Genomic DNA, 18,602 nt, shown 5'->3' with positions numbered 1-18,602 from the left:
CGCTGCGCGAACACAGTACATATTGGGCGTTAGCGTGGAACAGGCGCAAAATATTGCGAATCTGCATAGGTTAGGTGGTTCCGGGCTGAGTATAGAGATCAAGAACGGCGGCATGACAAACTGGGCGAAAAAACTCATGGCGGGAACAGCGCTGGGCGGCGCTGCGGCGCTGGCGCCCGCGAGCGCTTTTGCGGCCGGTTTGCCGGGTTCCGCTCAAGCGATAGATCCACTGCTTGCCGGCGCGGCGGGCGCTGTAGGGCTTGCCGTCGCCGCTGTCGTCTGGGCGCTGCGAGTATCGGCGGCGACGCGAAACCAGTCGCTCCATTGGTCGGAAAAACTGGCCGAAATGGAAGCGCGTCTTGAAAAATCGGATTCGGTTCTTTCCGCGCATCCCGGTCTTGTTCTAGTCTGGGAAGACGACACGGAAAGCCTTGAGAGCGGCTGGGGTTCGCCGAAAATTCTCGGCGGTCCTGCGGCGCTGGCGTCGTTGTTGTCATTTTCTAAAGACGAAAAGGAAGCCAAAACCGCGCCGGTGGATCGTCTTTTGAACGCTCTTGGCGCGTTGCATCTGCAGGACGATGAGGCGGACGAACCGCAAAGCCTTCGTGAAAAAATCAAAAATCTGCGCGATCATGGCGTTGCTTTCTCTGGCAATGTCGTCACCGCGGACGGGCGCACGATCGAGGTCGATGGACGCGTCGCCGGCGGTCAGGTCGCTTTGTGGATCACCGATCCGGCGGTGCGCATGGCCGAGGACGGCGCGGTCATCGGCGCATTCCGTGAACGCGCCACGGATCTGCATGGCGCGCTGGCGCTGCTTGAGCGCTCACCGATTCCGGCCTGGCGGCGCAATGCGGAACTGGAGCTTGTCTGGGTGAACCGCGCCTACGCCGACATAGTCGAAGCGGCGAATGTCGCTGATGTCATCAAACAGCAAATCGAACTTGATAATTCGATCAAGAAAATCGCCGCCGCCGCCGCAGGCGATCGCAAGGCCAATGAAGGCCGCGCGGTAATCAATTCCCGCGGCGACCGGCGCGTTTTCCGTATTGTCGAAACTCCGCTTCATGGGTCTGGCGACGCGGCGCTTGGCGGCGTCGCCATCGACGTCAGCGAACAGGATAAAGCGAAATCCGATCTGAAACAGCAGATTGAAGCGAACCAGCGAACGCTCGATCAAATTCACACCGCTGTGGCGATATTCGGCGCTAGTCAGAACCTGATCTATTATAACCGCGCATTCCGGGAGCTATGGACGCTGGACGAGGCTGATCTATCGGGCCGCGTTTATCACGGTGAAATTCTTGACCAGTTGCGCGTATTGGGGCGGTTGCCCGAACCTTCCGATTACGAGGCCTGGAAGGAAAAACAGCTCGCTCTTTACACGGAAGGCTTGTCCGAGCCCGGCGCTGAACGCCTTGGCGGCGCGCCTGATGAGGTCTGGCATCTGCCGGACGCACGCACGCTTCATGTGGCGCGGCAGCGTCATCCGCTTGGCGGCGTGATGCTCGCCTTTGAAGACATAACGGAAAAAGTCTCACTCGAGGCGCAATTCAATACACAGATCAACGTCCAGAAAGCGACGCTAAACAATCTTACGGAAGGCGTCGCAGTTTTCGCCGGCGACGGCGCGCTCAAGCTTTATAACAAAGCATTTCAGAAGCTCTGGCGCCTCGATGCGCGGCTTGTAGATTCAAGGCCGCATATCGACGTGATTATCGATCATTTACAAAAATCGACAAAAGAGGCGGATGACGCATTTGACGCTCTGCGCCGCTGCATCGCTTCAAAGGCTTATCAGGATCGCCAGCCATTAAGCGCGCGCGAAATCAGACTGGTTGACGGTCGTTCGCTCGCCATTGGCACCGAGCCGCTTCCTGACGGCGCAACGCTCGCGCATTTCCTCGATATTACCGATTCCAAAGAGCGTGAGAAAGAACTGAAGGAACGCAATGCAATTCTTGAAAACGCTGACCGGCTGAAATCGAAATTCGTCGATCACGTATCTTATCAACTCAGAACGCCGCTATCGACTATTATCGGATTTTCCGAGATGCTGGACGGCCAGATGTTCGGCGTACTGAACGATCGTCAGAAAGATTATATCGCGAGCATTCTTTCCGCCTCCTATCATCTGCGGGATTTGATAAACGATATTATCGACCTCGCCGCTATCGACGCTGGCCAACTTGAACTCGCACTGAAGAAAACAGACATCCGCAAGCTTCTGGAAAGCGCGGCGACATTTGCGGCGCTGAAAGCCGAAGACACCCAAGTCTCGTTGAAAGTCGACTGCCCGAAAGATATCGGCGAAACGGAACTCGATGACCGCCGGATCAAACAGGTGTTGTTCAACCTATTGTCAAACGCTTTCGCCTATACTGGGGCCGGCGGCCAGGTGACGCTCGGTGCAGCGCGCGTCGGCGAGGCCGTGAAAATATGGGTTCGCGATTCCGGCCGCGGCCTTTCTCCCACCGATCAGGCCAAAGCCTTTGACGCATTTGAAAGCCGCGGCCCGAGCGCGGGCGCCGGCCTGGGGCTCGCCCTGGTTGAACGCTTTGTAAAACTCCATCACGGCTGGGTGAGAATGGAATCGACCGAAGGCGCGGGCGTAACCGTCACGTGTTTTATACCTGAACAATCCGCCCGTCTGGCCCAACAGCAGGCGCAGAAGCCGAGCTCCGGCGCGGATGACAAAAAGCCTTCTCCCAAAACCGCAAAGAAAACGCCGCCCAAAAAGAAGGCCCCGTCGCGCCGCCGCGCCAAAACCAAGGCGGATCGAGAAGCAAAACCCGCTATTCGCCCGCAAGCGGCGGAATAAATTTTCTCCCGCCTCTTTTTTGGCGTGATTAGACGGGTAAAGTCCGGGTCATGTTGCATATTAAAATATTCGCGGCGCTGGCCGCTGTTTCCGCGCAAGAGCCTGACGGTATATCGCGCGATGCGCCCGTTACGTCTCCGCGCTACGCCGATTGCGTTCAGCTCGTTGACGCTGATCTCAAACTTGGCCGTATCGCCGCGCAGCAATGGGTTTCAGAAGGCGGCGGCGCAGAAGCGCGCCACTGTCTGGCGCAAGCCGATCTCAAGGCCGGCTTTCCCAAACTCGCCGCCTTGCGTTTTGAAGAAATTGCAGGACGAAATGACGCTGGCGACGATTATGTTCGCGCACGGCTTTACGATCAGGCGGCCTTGAGCTGGCTTGAAGGCGAAGAGCCGAGTCTTGCAGGAAACGCGCTCGACGAGGCCCTTGCTCTTGTTCCCGATTCCGGCGAGCTGCAGTTAACGGCCGCCAAGGTCTACGCTGCGCAGGAACGGTGGCAGGACGTCATCGACGCGGTCGATACAGCAGAGGCGGCGGGCTTCGTCAGTTCGCAGACTTATGTATTGCGCGGGCGCGGGCGATACACGCTCGCAAAATACGAAGACGCCGCTTATGACGTCGTAGCGGCGCTGACCCTCAATCCAAAAAATATCGATGCGCTTGTCCTCAGAGGCGACCTTGCCCAGACCGGCGTGAATATCGAGGTCTCCCTCGATGCGCCAGACGAAGAGTAATCCATAACTCTTTGCAATCCGGTCTCGACGCAGAGCGGAAATCGCTTCATTGCGGTGTTCGTTAACAGTTGATTAACGAAACCATATTCCCATGGGCGCCAGTAAAGGATCAGCCGATTTATGCCCAGCGCGTCGCTGCAGGAAAGAAATGTCCGCGAACTTCAGGAATTGGCGCTCGAAGCGCCTATACAGCGTCAAAAACGCCGTTCGCCGCAGATTTCGCGCGGCGCACGGCTGCACCTGATTGACGTTCTGTCGCGTTGGAGCGCGCCGGGCCTGGCGATGATCGCCGGCGGTTCCATCTATCTTGCTATCGTCGCCGGTCGGGACTATCCCGCGCGCGCCCTGGCGTGGGGCGCTATTTTGCTCTGTTCATTATGGGTCTGCCGCCGCATGCGCTCGGAGTTTCGCTCCGGCGGTCGCCTGTCGGCGCACCCCTTCCGTTGGCGCGCCTCGTACACGTCTGCTTCATGCGTTCTGGGCGTCGCCTTTTCCTGCGCGCCGGTTTTGCTTGTCCCGGCGGGGGCTGCAGCCGGGCTCGCCATACAGATTATTGCACTGATGCTGCTGATCTCTTTCGTAGCGGCGCTGTTTCATGCAGCGCATTTTTTCGCAGCCGCAGCAATCGCCGCGCCAGCGGTCGCCTTCACTATCCTTGCCGGCGCGCGGGCTCAGGAAACCGGAATTGTCGCCGGGGCGGTCGCGACTGCGGTCCTCGGCATAGCCGGGCTGATCTTCGTCAATCGCTATCTTGAGAAATCGGCGAGCCGCCAATATCCGCGCACCGGTTTTCTAAGACGGGAATTAGACCGCACGGACAGCGATCGGTACGACGCCCACAGTGACGAAACACGGGCGCTGCAAGCTTAGCACCTCGCCTTCGCAGCCGCCTTTACTTCGAGCCGCCAGGACTTCGTTAAGGCGTTTTTCGACCTTGCCGAGATTTTAACAAAGCAATATCCGGCGAGGCCTCTATTTCGTTAGACATTCTCAAAGTCTTCGCGTTAAGAGGGCGGTTAAAACAATCGCAAAGGAAGCGATATGGCTGACGGTTTTCTCACCGACGAAGACGGACAAATCCTCGAACAGGTTATCTCGCTGGCGCAAAAAAAGAAGGTCGGCGATCTGGACGCGGAGGGCGCGCCTGCGCCGGCTTTCAAGAGCTATGTTGAACAGTTGGTGATGTACGCTACCGGCGAAGACCACATCTGGACGGAACCGCAGTCATTACTCGAACGCGCTGCTGAAGCCTGGAAACACAGCCAGACCCGTAAAGCCGAGCAGAACAAAATTGCGCTCCGCGTTGAAAAAGGAAAACAGTGGACGGAAAGCCGGCTGGTTCTCGATATTGTTACCGAAGACAAACCGTTTCTCGTGGATTCGATATCCGCGGCGCTAGCGGACTCCGGTCAGGCTGTCACTTTTTTCTCAAACGCAGTTGTCTCTGTTTCGAGGGACGCCAAAGGCAAACGCGGCGCCGGCGGCGCGCCGGTGCGCGAGTCCATGATTCATATCGAAATGGAGCCGCCGGTTTCGGAAAACGAAGTCGATGACTTGCGTAAAGAAATGGAGGCTGTGCTAAGCGACGTCACCATCGCCGTCGCCGATTGGGAGTCCATGCGCGCGCGTCTTGCGACATGTATTGCCCAGCTTGAGCGTTCTCGCCTGCCCGGCGTGAAGGCTGACGAGCAACGAGAAGCCGTGCAGTTCCTGAAATGGCTGTGGGATAACCGTTTTGCGTTTCTAGGCGTGCGCCGGTTTAACTATATGGATGAAAGCGGCGTACCAAACCTCGTACCCGATCAGGATAAAGATCTCGGAATATTGTCTGCGCCGGGACGCGCTGTGCTGAAGTCCACTTTTCAGCCGGACGGAAAGCTGTCTCCCGCCGTCGCCGCTTTTCTCGACTCTAAAGAACCGATCATTATCGCCAAGTCGAGTTCAAAATCTCTGACGCATCGCCGCGCTTTTATGGATTATGTTGCAGTAAAAAATTACTCGCCGGACGGCGCGCCTGTCGGAGAAGAGTTGTTTGTCGGCCTTTTTACCGCCGAAGCCTACAACAGGCCCGTCACCGATATCCCGCTTATTCGAGCGAAAGTCGATAACGTGCTTGAACGCACTGCGTTCACACCCGGCGGGCATAATGAAAAAGCTCTGATCAATATTCTCGAAAGCTATCCTCGCGACGAGCTTTTTCAAATCGATGTCGATACGCTGACCGAGATATGCCTGGGCGTTTTGCGCCTGTTTAAACGACCGCGCGTAAAACTGTTCCTGCGCCGCGACAGGTTCGACCGTTTCGTTTCGGCGCTGGTTTACGTTCCCCGCGACCGCTTTAATTCCTATGTGCGCGAAAGCGTCGGCAACCTTCTCGCTGACGCTTTCGAAGGACAGGTCATGTCTTTTTCGCCCTCCTTTGGCGACGCCGCGCTCGTTCGCATTCATTTCGTAATCGGCATCAATCCCGGCGCGCCTGAAGGGCCTGGATTGACGGAATTGACGCGGCAGGTTCGCGATATCTGCCGCACCTGGTCTGACGGCTTGCTCGACGCCATGCGGGAGGCGCATGGCGGCGCGGCTCCGGATAATTTATTCGAAAAGTATGAAAGTGCATTCAGCGCAGGCTACCGTGAAGCCACACCGGCGGCGGAAGCGCTTGAAGACATCGCCGCGCTGGAAAAACTGAGCGAAGATCCGATTGTCGTGCGCGCCTACCGAGATGCGGGAGACAGCGATGCGACGGTGCGCTTGAAGATTTACAAGCGCGGCGCTCCTATGGCGCTCTCAAAGCTGATCCCGACGATCGAATATCTCGGCCTCGGCGTGCTTCAGGAGGCCAGCCACCGTGTGGCGCCCTTCGGGGGAAATGGCGAAGACGCTCTCTGGGTTCACGATTTTTATACTGAGCACGGACGCGGCGAGCCAATTACGCTGGATGACGTCAAGGAAACATTCGAGGAAACTATTCTTGCCGTTCTTGAAGGCCGCACTGAAGATGACGGCTTCAATGAACTTGTCCTGACCGCCGGTCTCAACTGGCGCGAGGCATGGCTGCTGCGCGGCGCGGCGCGCCATCACATGCAGGCCGGTTTTGCCTATTCGCAAACTTATATAGAAGAAGCGCTTTCGAAAAACAGGTCCATTGCAAGACTGCTCGTCGCTTATTTTCATGCGCGTTTTAATCCGGACGGCCCGAAAGACGCTGATCAGCGTATGGAAGACGCCAAGCGCGCCAGGAAGGCGGTCATCACCGCCTTGAATGATGTAGCGAGCCTGGATGAAGACCGCATTATCCGCCGCTTTCTCATTCTCTTCACGGCGATCACGCGCACTAACTATTATCAGCGCGCTATCGACGGCGGATATAAGACGTATATTTCTTTCAAGGTCGACAGCAGCAAGATTGCCGAACTGCCGGAACCGAAACCTTATCGCGAAATCTTCGTTTCCGGCCCTCGGGTCGACGGCGTACATCTGCGGTTCGGGCCCATCGCGCGCGGCGGGCTCCGCTGGTCGGACCGGCGTGAAGATTTCCGAACCGAAGTGCTGGGTCTGGTCAAGGCGCAGCGCGTGAAAAACGCAGTCATCGTACCGACAGGCTCAAAAGGCGGCTTTTATCCAAAGCAATTGCCGACCGGCGACCGAAACGCCATCTATGAGGAAGGTCGCGAAGCCTACAAAGTATTTATTCGCGGTCTTCTCGATCTGACTGACAATATCGTACAGGGCGATGTGAAAACGCCGGCGAAAATCGTCCGCTGGGACGATCCGGACCCATATCTCGTCGTCGCGGCGGACAAAGGCACGGCGGCCTTCTCCGATACGGCTAACGGCATTTCTGAAGAATACGGATTCTGGCTTGGCGATGCGTTCGCGTCCGGCGGTTCGGCCGGATACGACCACAAGGTTATGGGCATCACCGCGCGCGGCGCATGGGAAGCCGTCAAACGCCATTTCCGGGAAACCGGGAAGGATATACAGACCGAACCTTTCACCGTCGCCGGCGTCGGCGATATGTCCGGCGACGTGTTCGGCAACGGCATGTTGTTATCCGAACAGATCCGGCTCGTTGCGGCTTTCGACCACCGCGATATCTTTATCGATCCCGATCCCGATCCGGCTAAGTCATATAAAGAGCGGAAACGTCTTTTCGAACTGCCGCGCTCATCATGGCAGGACTATGACAATAAGCTTATTTCCAAGGGCGGCGGCGTTTTTTCGCGCAACGCCAAATCAATTGCGCTGACGCCGGAAATCCGCACAGCGCTAGATATTGATCAAAAAGAAATAACCCCATCGGAACTGATTCAGGCGATTTTGAAATCGCCGGTTGAGCTGTTCTGGCTTGGCGGCATTGGCACATATTTCAAAGCCGAAGCGGAAGAAAACTGGCGCGTCGGCGACCGGGCTAACGACGCGGTGCGTATTAACGCCGATGACATCCGCGCGCAGGTAATCGGCGAAGGCGCCAATCTCGGTCTCACGCAACGCGCGCGCATAGAATTCGCCCGCAATGGCGGTCGTATCAATACGGACGCAATCGACAATTCCGCGGGCGTTGATTCCTCCGACCACGAAGTGAATATCAAAATTCTTCTTTCTAACGCTGTCGAGCATGGCGAGTTGAAACTGGAAGAGCGTAACCCGCTGCTTGCATCTATGACTGACGATGTAGCTGAGCATGTTTTGCGTCATAATTACGACCAGACCCGCGCCGTTACGCAGATGGAAGTCAACGCCGCTACGGATCTTGACGTGTACGCCCGCTTCATGACGACGCTGGAGCGTGAAGGACGTCTTGATCGCGCTATCGAATATCTTCCGGACCTCGATCAGATCGGCCAGTTGCGACAGCAAAATCTTGGGCCCACGCGGCCCGATCTCGCTGTGCTTCTCGCTTACGCCAAGCTTTGGCTTTTTGACGAACTCGTCGCTTCGAATATGCCTGACGATCCGCTGTTCGAGCGGGAACTGTTCGGTTATTTCCCGGAAGCCTTGCACCAGTACAATCGCGCCCTCGTCAGCCATCAACTTCGCCGTGAAATTATTGCAACCCGTCTTTCGAATGAGATGGTCGACACATGCGGGGTAGGTTTCGTGCAGCGCGCCGCAGATACTGCCGGCGTTGACTTTGCGGCGGTCGCTCTTGCCTATGAGGCGGTTCGGCGGATCTATAACCTTCATGATTTCGCCGCCGCCGTGGACGCGCTCGACAACAATGTGCCTGCACAATTGCAGACAAAGCTTTATCTGGAAGCTTCGTCATTGTTGCGCGAACAGACTTTCCATTTGTTGGGCGATCTCACGGCGCGGGAGAATTTGACTCAGCGCGGTTTGAAGTCTGTAGTCGGACAATATCTGGATGCGGTTGCTGAATTCAAAGCCGCCCTGCCCGATATATTGCCGCCAGATGCGGCGGTCGCTCTTGAAGACCGGCGCCAGCGCTGGATTGCACAGGACGCGCCAGAGGGAATTGCACTCGACGCCGCATCGATCCCCGCGCTCGAATTCGCTTTTGACATCGTCAACCTTGCATCAGAAACCGGATGGTCGAACCCAGGCGTCGGCGGCGTCTTCTTCGCCATCGGACGCATGTTCAACATCGACGCCGTACGCGAAAAGGCGCGGCGCGAACCGCCCTCCGATCATTTCGACAAGATCGCCATCCGCCAGATTATTGAAGATTTGACCGCGCGCCAGCGCCAATTGACAACACACGTTATCGAGTTTTCGAAATCTGAACCAAAGTCAGCGCCTGCGAAATGGACGCAGGGCGCCATCGATAAATGGCGCGACAACGCAAGCAGCGCTGTCGCGGAATTTGAAGCGACGTCGGGCGAACTCGATCTTACCGGTCCGGTCAGCGTCGGAAAATTTGCGTTGTTTACCCGCAGTCTGGACGCGCTGCTGGCTGCGACGGACCGCGGTTAGGACCCTTAATGTCTGAAATGGCGAACGCCGGTGAACGCCATGGCGAGACCGGCGTCATCCGCAGCTGCGATAACATCCTCGTCGCGGATTGATCCGCCCGGTTGTATAACCGCAGTGGCGCCCGCCTCCGCCGCCGCAAGCAACCCATCTGCAAACGGAAAAAACGCGTCTGACGCAACAACACAATCTTGTGTCAGTGGCTGAGATGCGCCGCAGGCCTCTGCCGCATCCTGCGCCTTTCTGGCGGCGATCCGGCTGGAATCGAGGCGGCTCATTTGTCCGGCGCCAACACCCACCGTGGCGCCGTTCTTCGCATAGACGATAGCGTTCGATTTTACGTGTTTGGCCACTTTGAAAGCAAAGCGCATGTCGGCGAGTTCTTGCGCCGACGGCTGACGCTTTGTCACGATCTTGAGATCCGTATCACGGAGCGTATGGGCGTCCCGTGATTGCAGTAAAAAGCCGCCTGCGATGGGTTTGAAAACCGTCCCGCCCTCGTCTGCGGCCGGCAACCCGCCAGCGGCGAGCAGACGCAGGTTCTTTTTCCTGGAGAATATTTCCACCGCTTCATCATCAATCGCTGGCGCAATCACCACTTCGGTGAAAATCTCCACGATTTTCCGGGCCACTTCGCCGGTCAGGGTTTGGTTCAGGGCGACAATACCGCCGAACGCCGAAACCGGGTCGCAACGCAACGCCGCTTCATACGCGGCTATAAGCGTCTCACCCGTCGCAACGCCGCAAGGGTTTGCATGTTTGATAATGGCGATCGCCGGTTTTTCTTCACCGAATTCCGCGATCAACTCGTACGCGGCGTCGGTGTCGTTGAGATTATTGTAGGAAAGTTCTTTGCCCTGCAGTTGCCTCGCCGTGGCGACGCCGAACCGCGCAGAACCTGTTTTATAAAAGGCGGCCGTCTGATGAGGGTTTTCGCCATAACGCAATGTCGATGCAAGACGGCCAGCCAAAGCGTAATCTTTGGGAAAAGGCTCCTCGTTTTGTTTAGCGAACCAGGATGAAATGGCGCTGTCATATGCCGCTGTCATGGCGAAAGCCTTACCCGCCAGGCGCTTTTTTGTTTCTTCCCGCAGCGCGCCCGCATGTTCAATTTCGCTCAATACGGTTTCATAATCGTCCGGGTCCGTCACAACGCCCACAAAGAGATGATTTTTCGCCGCGGCGCGGATCATCGCCGGGCCGCCAATGTCAATATTTTCTATACATTCATCGAAAGCCGCGCCTTTTGCTACGGTTTCCTGAAACGGGTACAGATTGACGACAAGCAAATCGATTCCGGCAATGGCGTGATCACTCATGGATTGCCGGTGATCCGCATTATCGCGCAACGCAAGAAGCCCGCCGTGAATACGCGGATGCAACGTCTTGATCCGCCCGTCCATCATCTCGGGAAACTCGGTCACCTCTGAGACATCGCTTACAGCAAGACCCGCTTCTCGCAACGCTTTCGCGGTACCACCCGTAGAGATCAACTCTATATCCGCCGCTGCGAGGCGCGCAGCAAAATCGACAATGCCGGACTTGTCCGAAACAGAAATCAGCGCCCGGTTAACGCGCGATTGTTCCACCATTTTAAAATTCCTATGTCCATCTGCGCGACGGGATACCGCCGGGCCGTCGCCCGGACAAGTCGCGATTTAGACTTAATTCAGCGATTCGGCTGATTGCGCGCGTGTGTAGCCGCCGGGCTCTCGGCGGTAAATTCCGGCACAAGATGGTGCACCGCCTCGTCAAGCTCTATCTGCTCGCCGTCGCGCGCCGCTTCGATCACGTCTGAAAGCCGCGGCGTTAGCAACGGTAAATCAATCATCGCCGGCGATGCCAGCAAAACGCCCTCGGCAGCGGTTTTCAGTAGAGCGTCGGTGTCGAGAAAAATCTCTTCAAAAAGCTTTTCGCCCGGCCGCAATCCGGTAAATTTTATTTCAATATCCTTGCCGGGCGTCAGGCCATAAGCGCCAATCATCCGTTTGGCGAAATCGAGAATTTTCACCGGGTCGCCCATATCGAGCACAAAGACCCGCCCGTCATGCGTTACCACCGGCACGTCGTCATTATCGAGGCTTGCGGCAAGAAGAACGAGCTGCACGGCTTCGGGCGTCGTCATAAAATACCGGATAATATCCGGGTGCGTCACAGTCAGCGGACCGCCATTTTCTATCTGTCGCCTGAATAACGGTACGACTGAACCCGTTGAGCCCAGCACATTGCCGAACCGCACGGTGACAAACCGAGTGTCATTTTGCGCAACATCGAGCGCTTGGGCGTAAAGTTCGGCGATACGCTTCGTTGCGCCCATAAAACTTGTTGGATTGACGGCCTTGTCCGTCGAAATGAACACGACGGATTCCGCGCCATATTCAATCGCCATATCAAAAACATTCTTGGCGCCGGAAACATTCGTGAGTGCGCCGGCGCATCGGTTTTCCTCCACGATTGGCACATGTTTGAACGCCGCGGCGTGAACCACGATGTCCGGTTCTGTTTTCTCAAAAACGCGGCGCAAATGTTCGGCCCGGCAGACATCTGTCAGATCGGCGGAGATGGCGTCCTGATGTCCCTGTTCTTTCAGCTCCAAGTCGATCTGGTAAAGCGCGAATTCCGCATTATCGACAAGCGCAAGGTGCGCCGGCTCGAATCGGATGATCTGACGGCACAGCTCAGAACCGATTGTACCGCCGGCGCCTGTGACCATGATGCTTTTTCCGGCGAAAAGCTTGCGGGCTGCGCGAAGATCAATTTTTCGCGGCGCGCGCGGCAATAAAGCTGCGGGATCGACCTGCGTGGCGACAGCAGCAGGATTTCTTGAGCCGGCGAAAAACCGCCCAATCTGTTTCATGATGCCCGGCATGCCGACAGTCCCAACCTTTGCGTCGGCAAAAGCTTAGCGTAAGATCTTTGGCGGCGCGAGTGCGCCAAAGTCACGTCATGAAACGCCGTCAAGCCGTTTCAACGCCCATTTCAACAAGATGGATGAGGAATCCTTGCGGCTCAGCGCTTGCCCGGAAATGACAATTTGTTCAGACGCCGCCGCGGGGCCCAGCGTGCCGCAATAGATGCTTTTTTCCAGCGATAAAACTGCGCCGTTTGATTTAAACCGCCAGCCTTCTTTATTGGGCAATAGCAGAATCGCTGATTTCTTGTCGCGAGCGAGCGACGCTTTGACCCCGGGATGGAGATGAAAACGCCATATGGCGGCGTCTAACGTCTCAGCGGCGAGTTCTTTCAACTGCTCCGCACCGCGTAAATCGGCGCCCCCGGCGGAGAGATAAAGCCTGCGCAGATAAACCCCGTCCTGAAATCCGCCTGCGAGAATGCGTCTTTCAAATTCCAGGAGCTGGCCAGTGGCGTCTTCGGCCCGTCGATGGACCACATCGCCCCAGGCGACCGATGCGCCCGCTTCAAAAGAAAGCGCCGAATGCGCGCTGCGCTGCTCAAGCGCCTTTCGCCACTTGCCGCCCAGATGACCGCCATTGCCGCAATTCACAATGATGCGCGAGCGACCAGAGGAAAAATGCAACGAACCGCCGCTTTGAAAAGCGCTGGCGCCGTTCGCATCATTCGCGGTGTCCGCCAGCAAAAGAGACCGGGCGGCGGTGAGCTTGTGATAGCCTGAATGACGAACGAAGTCGGCTGGCTCAAAATCCGCGCCCGAGCCGGTTTGCACTTCAATGATCGCTTTGGCGTCGTCTTCATAACCGCCATTGAAAACAGCGAGCCCGCCATCCGCGCAACGAAAAAACGCCGCCATGGCGCTCGCCCGCTGAACGATGTGACGCAAGAAACCCGGCGCCTGGTAGCCGCGCGCTTCAATTGCCTTCGTCAGGGATTGCAAGCGCAGTGCAAGTTTGAGTTGCCGCGAGGGGTTTCGGCTCACATGGCCGCCGTCCGGGCGCAATTGAATACGCAGTTCGCGCCGCGCCATCTCCAGTCCTCTTTCCGCAGGACCTTCGCAGCCCGGAAGGCTGTATCCGGCAACGCCCAGACCAAGCGCTGTCATCAACCGGTCAAATCCGGATTCAGCGCGGTGGGTTGTTCTTGCGAGATGACGTGTTTGACGCGCCATGCAGGCGAGTACACGGCTGCGCCACAGCGCATCCGAACCCGATAGCAGCAATGGATGATAGGCGCAAAGCAGCATAAGGCGTTCAGACGCCAGATACGGCTCCCACGTTTCAGACGACCAGCGTTCATTCCGGTCGAGCCATGCAGCCATAAGAGTCCGCGCGGAATGTCGGCCCTCTTCGCCTGCGGCTGAGAGATGCCGCAGCCATCGAAATTCATGCAAATAGCAAAACAGCGCGCCGCCTGTTTTCGGCAAATCCCATAATCGATCCAGCTCTCCTTCTGAATCAATCGTTTCTTCGCCAAGCGCAATCTTGCCACGTAATAGCGCGCGCGCCAATTGCTGATCCGGCGCATACGGATCAACAGGCTGGAACAGCAATCGATCCGGCGCCGGTCCTTTTAACTGGGCCTGATAAAAAGGGCTTTCTCCCCACGCTTTACGCATACGCGCAATTACATCTTTAGGCTTCCTGCGCGAAGCAAAGTGGGACAAAGGTTTGGCCCGCCCTGTCATGCTGTCGCCTCCCTTACGCGCCCTTGCGCAATGCGGCGATGTTATCCGCGTAGGCCTGCGCCCCGCCGTGAAACACCGCCGAACCCGCGACCAGCATATCGGCGCCGGCGGCAATTGCTTGCGGCGCGGTTTCAGAATTCACGCCGCCGTCCACCTCCAGCCTGATGTCCCGGCCCGATTGATCGATCAAGGCGCGTACGGTTTCTATTTTTTTGAGCTGCGAAGAAATAAATTTTTGTCCGCCAAAACCGGGGTTCACCGACATGATGAGCACGAGGTCAATGTCTTCAATAACCGGCTCCACAAGGCTTACTGGAGAGGCGGGATTCAGAGATACGCCCGCCTTGACGCCAGCCGCCTTTATTCGCTGAATCGTGCGGTGTAAATGCGCGCCGGCTTCGGGATGTACGGTCAAGATATTCGCCCCCGCTTCTGCAAAGGCGTCGATATAAGGATCGACCGGCGAAATCATCAGATGAACATCGAACGGCAAATCGGTTGAAGGCCGGATCGCCTTCACCACCATCGGCCCTATGGTGAGATTGGGGACAAAATGCCCGTCCATTACGTCCACATGGATATAATCGGCGCCGGCCTTCGCGACAGCGGCCACCTCTTCGCCCAGGCGGGCAAAATCGGCTGACAAAATGGAGGGGGCGATAAAAATACGGCTCATAGTCTTCAGGTATCGTGATGCGCGGGAATTACGCAATGACAAGCGCTCCGAAATCGTTCCCCAGGTTCTAAAATTTGTGCAAACGAAAAACCCCGCCTTCCGGCGGGGTTTTACGGGGGTGCGTGCGAAGAGCGCGTCGGAGGGGCTAAAGCAGGAGACGCTTTCGCATGGGGCGTCGTGTACGAAACCAAACTATGCCCACCGAATACGGCAACAATGAGACGATACTTTCAAAAAACTGCACAAGATGCTGCTTTTACTAGTTAATTTTCGGTTTCTGCTTTTCGTACAATTTTCACTGCTTTCGGCTGAAAAAACTGGCGCGTCTTCATAAAACCTAAAAGCCCGGCGCCCGCCAGGGCCGCACCGCTCAGTAATCCGCCAATCCATTCAATATCGTAAAGGCCAACACCGGTCAGCGCAAACAGCGCCAAGCCGAACAGCACCATCAAAAACCGCAAGGGGGACGATAATGTTCGCCCCATCACCCGGGCAGCGCCGGACGCCGTCCTCGCCGTCACGCGCGCCGCGCTTGCTGCGCCCGCCGTCACAGTTTTAGCAACCCGATTCGCCCCGATCAGTTTGACCAGAGCCGCCAGCGCGCCGGCGGCAGTCGCCAGGAGCGCCCATTTTTTCGCGCCGATCGCGGCCTTTTCTTCGCCGTGATCAGCCGCAACAGCAGCGCCTGTATCAACCGCCTGAATTTCTATGGTCGCAGGATGCGCTACTGCGTCAAAATCAGCAGCCGTCGCCGGATGCAAGGCAGCGGTGGCGGCAAGCGCCGAGGCAGCCGCAAGGAAGGCGTTTCTGGTCTTTCGTAAAGATTTCATCCCATTCTCCAAGACATATTGTTATGAGATGGGTATTCGACCGGGCTTATTCAACGTGTTCCGGTTGCAGCGTAGTTTTCCGCTGAAATGCATGATGGACTGAAAAATGGAAAAAAGGCGCTTGGGCCACACCGATCTTGATGTTCCGGCGCTGTGCCTTGGAACGATGATGTATGGGGACCAGATCGCGGAGAGCGCAGCGGTCGCTCAAATGGACGCTTGTGTTGAGCGCGGGATCAATTTTTTCGACACGGCGGAGATGTATACCGTGCCGCCCAAACCAGAAACGCAAGGAGAATCTGAACGTATCATCGGCCGATGGCTGAAAGCACGCAACAATCGCGATAAAATCATCCTTGCCACGAAAGTAAGCGGCCGTTCGCCGGCCGCCTATATGAGGGATGGGCCGGCTGAGACTCGCCTCACGCACGATCAGATTCGCTTCGCCGTCGAACGCAGCCTCAAAAATCTGCAGACCGATTACATCGATTTATATCAAATCCATTGGCCTGATCGCGACGTTCAGAAATTCGGCGCGATACGCACCGGCTATACTCATTATGAAGATACCGGAGAGCCCATTGAAAAAACCCTGGATACGCTCGGAGAACTCGTCGCCGAAGGTAAAATCCGGCATGTTGGGTTATCGAATGAAACGCCCTATGGCGTTATGCGTTTTCTGCGCGTCAGCGAATCACAAAAAGCGCCGCGCGTGGTTTCCATTCAAAATGCATACAATCTCCTGAACCGCGTCTTCGAAACGGGCCTTGCTGAAATCGCTCTCGAAGAAAAAGTCGGCCTCCTGGCCTATTCACCGATTGCGCAAGGCGTCCTCACGGGGAAATACCTTGACGGCGCGGCGCCCGCAGGATCGCGTAAAGCGCTGTATGATCGTCTGAACCGGTATGAGACTCCCGCCGCTGAAGAAGCGACACGCGGCTATGTGGCGCTGGCGAATGATTTTGGCGTCTCGCCCGCCGCCTTCGCCATGCAATTCGTCACGACGCGCCCGTTCGTCACATCAAACATTTTCGGGGCCCGTACAACAGAGCAACTCGAAACAATATTTGAGTCGCTGGCTATCAACTGGACGCAGGAAATGGAAAGCGCTGTGAATGAGCTGCACGGACGCATACAAAATCCCTGCCCTTAGAATTAAATATCCACCGGGCCAAGCCGGCGTCGGCGTGCGGCGGCGATGACCGTATTGCGCAAGAGACACGCGATCGTCATGGGGCCGACGCCGCCCGGCACCGGCGTGATGGCGCCGGCGCGATGCGCCGCTTCGTCAAAATCCACATCCCCGACGAGGCGCATTTTACCGTCTTCCTCAATGCGATTAATCCCCACATCAATTACAGTCGCGCCGCTTTTTATCCAATCGCCTTTGATCATGCGCGCACGCCCGACAGCTGCGCACAGAATATCCGCCTCACGGCATACGCCGGCCAGATCTTTCGTGCGCGAATGTGCGATTGTTACCGTGCAGTTTTCCGCCAGCAACAGCATCGCAAGCGGTTTACCAACCAGAATTGAGCGGCCGACAACCACGGCGTGAAGACCGGAAAGCGAGTCTCGAATGGATTTCACCAGCATGACAGACCCTTGAGGCGTACACGGTACAAGCCCCTCCTTGCCCAGCAAAAGTCGTCCGGCGTTTGTTTCGGTGAGCCCATCCACATCCTTGTCCGGATGGATTTCATTTATCACGCGCTCTGATGAAATATGATCCGGCAGCGGCAGCTGCACCAAAATACCGTCGACGTTTTCATCTGCGTTCAACTCGCGCACCAGCGCTACGACCGCACCTTCGCCGGTATCGGCGGGCAGTTTATGTTCAATCGAGCGCATACCCGCCTTTTCTGTGGCGACGCCTTTGTTTCGTACATAGACTTGGCTTGCCGGATCTTCGCCGACCAGAACAACGGCAAGCGCGGGCTGCACGTTATGCCGGGATTTTACAGCCGACACGGCGCCGGCGAGTTTCTCCCGCAGGTCTAACGCAAATGATTTTCCATCAATGATCGCCATGGTCACGCCTTGCCTGGAAGAGTTTCATCCGATTCGGGAATGCGCAGTTCCATCTTTACTGGCGCTCCCGCAATAACAACGGTTTTTAAGGGAGATGATACTCGATGCAATGGCGAAAAAACGGTCCTGACGCCGTACTGACCAGATTTACTGGATGCCGATGCGTGCGGCGATCCACCAATTCATTTCTCTTAGAAAAAATATAGCCAGTAACAAGACCAGCGGCGAAATATCCAGACCGCCAAGTGAGGGCAGCGTCCGTCTAATCGGTCCTAACACAGGCTCGGTAAGCGCAATCAGCGTGCGCCAGATCATATCCACAACCTGATTGTGACGATTAATTACGTTAAACCCGATTAGCCATGACATAATCACCATGACGAACACAATCAGCGTATAGAGCTGTAATATAGCGTCGATCAGCGAAAACACCGGCATAGGTATCATGAGGCGAAGCACTCCTTCAGGCGGATATATTCGCACTTAAGGCCAGTCGCAGTCCCATGCAAGCATTTGCCCGAATGCCGCGCCTGGCGCTTATTGATCAACCGGACGGCGTACGCATAATAGCGGTGTCGCTATTGAGCCGACGCGAATAAACCCGGCAATATCATTTTCAATAATCAGCAGTGAAACATCGGCGCGAAATCCATCCGGCCGGGTGGAAAACGGGACGTCATTCGCCACCCATAATAGCCTTCCGGACGCCTCCTTTACTTCCGCCTCACCTTCCCAGCAGCCCGTATAGGCGCATACGGAAAAAGCACCGTTTCGGGCGGCGGTGACCGACATCGGAGTCATTTCGTCTGTCGGCTTTGCTGAACATCCTTCAGTCGAACACCAGATCTCAACCTCGTTTTTACATGCCCAGATATCCGGCGGAATTTCTGACTTGGACGATGACAACAGCGCGGCAAGCAGCAGCATCCACATAGGCGCAATCCTTTTCAGCCAGGCGATTTAAGGCGCATAGTATTTA

13 protein-coding genes are annotated in these 18,602 nt (G+C 56.5%); 5 read left to right on the top strand and 8 right to left on the bottom strand.

The features are described 5' to 3' along the window. The first annotated feature begins 112 nt into the window (after positions 1-112). From ACQK2Q_RS01760 to ACQK2Q_RS01745, 4 genes are all read left to right on the top strand, one after another. Complete coding sequence (locus ACQK2Q_RS01760; RefSeq protein ID WP_425408039.1) at positions 113-2,821, top strand: PAS-domain containing protein; 2,709 nt, start codon at positions 113-115, stop codon at positions 2,819-2,821. A 50-nt stretch (positions 2,822-2,871) separates the two neighbouring features. Continuing rightward, entirely contained in the window at positions 2,872-3,555 is a 684-nt protein-coding gene (locus tag ACQK2Q_RS01755) for a hypothetical protein (protein ID WP_425408038.1), read from the top strand. 120 nt (positions 3,556-3,675) lie between these two features. Continuing rightward, on the top strand, positions 3,676-4,425 hold the full coding sequence (locus ACQK2Q_RS01750; RefSeq protein WP_425408037.1) for a hypothetical protein: 750 nt from the start codon (positions 3,676-3,678) through the stop codon (positions 4,423-4,425). Positions 4,426-4,596: 171 nt separating this feature from the next. Then, positions 4,597-9,489 carry an NAD-glutamate dehydrogenase gene (locus tag ACQK2Q_RS01745; protein ID WP_425408036.1) on the top strand — a complete coding sequence of 1,631 codons (4,893 nt, stop codon included), beginning with the start codon at positions 4,597-4,599 and terminating at the stop codon, positions 9,487-9,489. Between the two features lie 5 nt (positions 9,490-9,494). On the opposite strand, the gene purH is transcribed toward ACQK2Q_RS01745, so the two are convergent. The 5 genes from purH to ACQK2Q_RS01720 all read right to left on the bottom strand — a co-directional run bounded on the left by purH (position 9,495) and on the right by ACQK2Q_RS01720 (position 15,592). Further along, positions 9,495-11,078 (bottom strand): bifunctional phosphoribosylaminoimidazolecarboxamide formyltransferase/IMP cyclohydrolase, encoded by a 1,584-nt coding sequence (purH, locus tag ACQK2Q_RS01740; RefSeq protein WP_425408035.1) that lies wholly within the window; start codon positions 11,076-11,078, stop codon positions 9,495-9,497. 77 nt (positions 11,079-11,155) lie between these two features. Further along, positions 11,156-12,343, bottom strand: a complete 1,188-nt coding sequence (locus ACQK2Q_RS01735) for a UDP-N-acetylglucosamine 4,6-dehydratase family protein (protein ID WP_425408034.1) — start codon at positions 12,341-12,343, stop codon at positions 11,156-11,158. Between the two features lie 87 nt (positions 12,344-12,430). Further along, positions 12,431-14,017, bottom strand: a complete 1,587-nt coding sequence (locus tag ACQK2Q_RS01730; RefSeq protein ID WP_425408033.1) for a heparinase II/III family protein — start codon at positions 14,015-14,017, stop codon at positions 12,431-12,433. An 82-nt stretch (positions 14,018-14,099) separates the two neighbouring features. Beyond that, on the bottom strand, positions 14,100-14,762 hold the full coding sequence (gene rpe / locus ACQK2Q_RS01725; protein WP_425408032.1) for a ribulose-phosphate 3-epimerase: 663 nt from the start codon (positions 14,760-14,762) through the stop codon (positions 14,100-14,102). Between the two features lie 263 nt (positions 14,763-15,025). Next, positions 15,026-15,592, bottom strand: a complete 567-nt coding sequence (locus ACQK2Q_RS01720; protein WP_425408031.1) for a hypothetical protein — start codon at positions 15,590-15,592, stop codon at positions 15,026-15,028. A gap of 106 nt (positions 15,593-15,698) precedes the next feature. On the opposite strand from ACQK2Q_RS01720, the gene ACQK2Q_RS01715 reads away from it, so the two are divergent. Continuing rightward, positions 15,699-16,745: an aldo/keto reductase gene (locus ACQK2Q_RS01715; RefSeq protein ID WP_425408030.1), complete on the top strand. Its 1,047-nt coding sequence runs from the start codon at positions 15,699-15,701 to the stop codon at positions 16,743-16,745. 2 nt (positions 16,746-16,747) lie between these two features. Here ACQK2Q_RS01715 and folD read toward each other — a convergent pair whose 3' ends face one another. From folD to ACQK2Q_RS01700, 3 genes are all read right to left on the bottom strand, one after another. Then, positions 16,748-17,629, bottom strand: a complete 882-nt coding sequence (folD, locus tag ACQK2Q_RS01710; protein WP_425408029.1) for a bifunctional methylenetetrahydrofolate dehydrogenase/methenyltetrahydrofolate cyclohydrolase FolD — start codon at positions 17,627-17,629, stop codon at positions 16,748-16,750. 141 nt (positions 17,630-17,770) lie between these two features. Beyond that, positions 17,771-18,070 carry a YggT family protein gene (locus ACQK2Q_RS01705; RefSeq protein ID WP_425408028.1) on the bottom strand — a complete coding sequence of 100 codons (300 nt, stop codon included), beginning with the start codon at positions 18,068-18,070 and terminating at the stop codon, positions 17,771-17,773. Positions 18,071-18,160: 90 nt separating this feature from the next. Continuing rightward, positions 18,161-18,556, bottom strand: coding sequence for a hypothetical protein (locus ACQK2Q_RS01700; RefSeq protein WP_425408027.1), 396 nt, complete (start codon positions 18,554-18,556; stop codon positions 18,161-18,163). Between the last annotated feature and the right edge of the window lie 46 nt (positions 18,557-18,602).

The sequence above is a fragment of the Hyphococcus sp. genome, from assembly GCF_965228385.1.
Lineage (GTDB): Bacteria > Pseudomonadota > Alphaproteobacteria > Caulobacterales > Parvularculaceae > Hyphococcus.
Note: the sequence above shows the minus strand (reverse complement) of the source record. Positions and strands in the feature narration are given on the sequence as shown.

Coding starts and splice junctions, on each gene's coding strand:
- ACQK2Q_RS01705 (WP_425408028.1), bottom strand. CDS start 18,070: ATGATACCTATGCCGGTGTTTTCGCTGATCGACGCTATATTACAGCTC.
- ACQK2Q_RS01730 (WP_425408033.1), bottom strand. CDS start 14,017: ATGCGTAAAGCGTGGGGAGAAAGCCCTTTTTATCAGGCCCAGTTAAAA.
- ACQK2Q_RS01720 (WP_425408031.1), bottom strand. CDS start 15,592: ATGAAATCTTTACGAAAGACCAGAAACGCCTTCCTTGCGGCTGCCTCG.
- ACQK2Q_RS01745 (WP_425408036.1), top strand. CDS start 4,597: ATGGCTGACGGTTTTCTCACCGACGAAGACGGACAAATCCTCGAACAG.
- ACQK2Q_RS01735 (WP_425408034.1), bottom strand. CDS start 12,343: ATGAAACAGATTGGGCGGTTTTTCGCCGGCTCAAGAAATCCTGCTGCT.
- rpe (WP_425408032.1), bottom strand. CDS start 14,762: ATGAGCCGTATTTTTATCGCCCCCTCCATTTTGTCAGCCGATTTTGCC.
- ACQK2Q_RS01760 (WP_425408039.1), top strand. CDS start 113: ATGACAAACTGGGCGAAAAAACTCATGGCGGGAACAGCGCTGGGCGGC.
- ACQK2Q_RS01750 (WP_425408037.1), top strand. CDS start 3,676: ATGCCCAGCGCGTCGCTGCAGGAAAGAAATGTCCGCGAACTTCAGGAA.
- purH (WP_425408035.1), bottom strand. CDS start 11,078: ATGGTGGAACAATCGCGCGTTAACCGGGCGCTGATTTCTGTTTCGGAC.
- ACQK2Q_RS01700 (WP_425408027.1), bottom strand. CDS start 18,556: ATGTGGATGCTGCTGCTTGCCGCGCTGTTGTCATCGTCCAAGTCAGAA.
- ACQK2Q_RS01715 (WP_425408030.1), top strand. CDS start 15,699: ATGGAAAAAAGGCGCTTGGGCCACACCGATCTTGATGTTCCGGCGCTG.
- ACQK2Q_RS01755 (WP_425408038.1), top strand. CDS start 2,872: ATGTTGCATATTAAAATATTCGCGGCGCTGGCCGCTGTTTCCGCGCAA.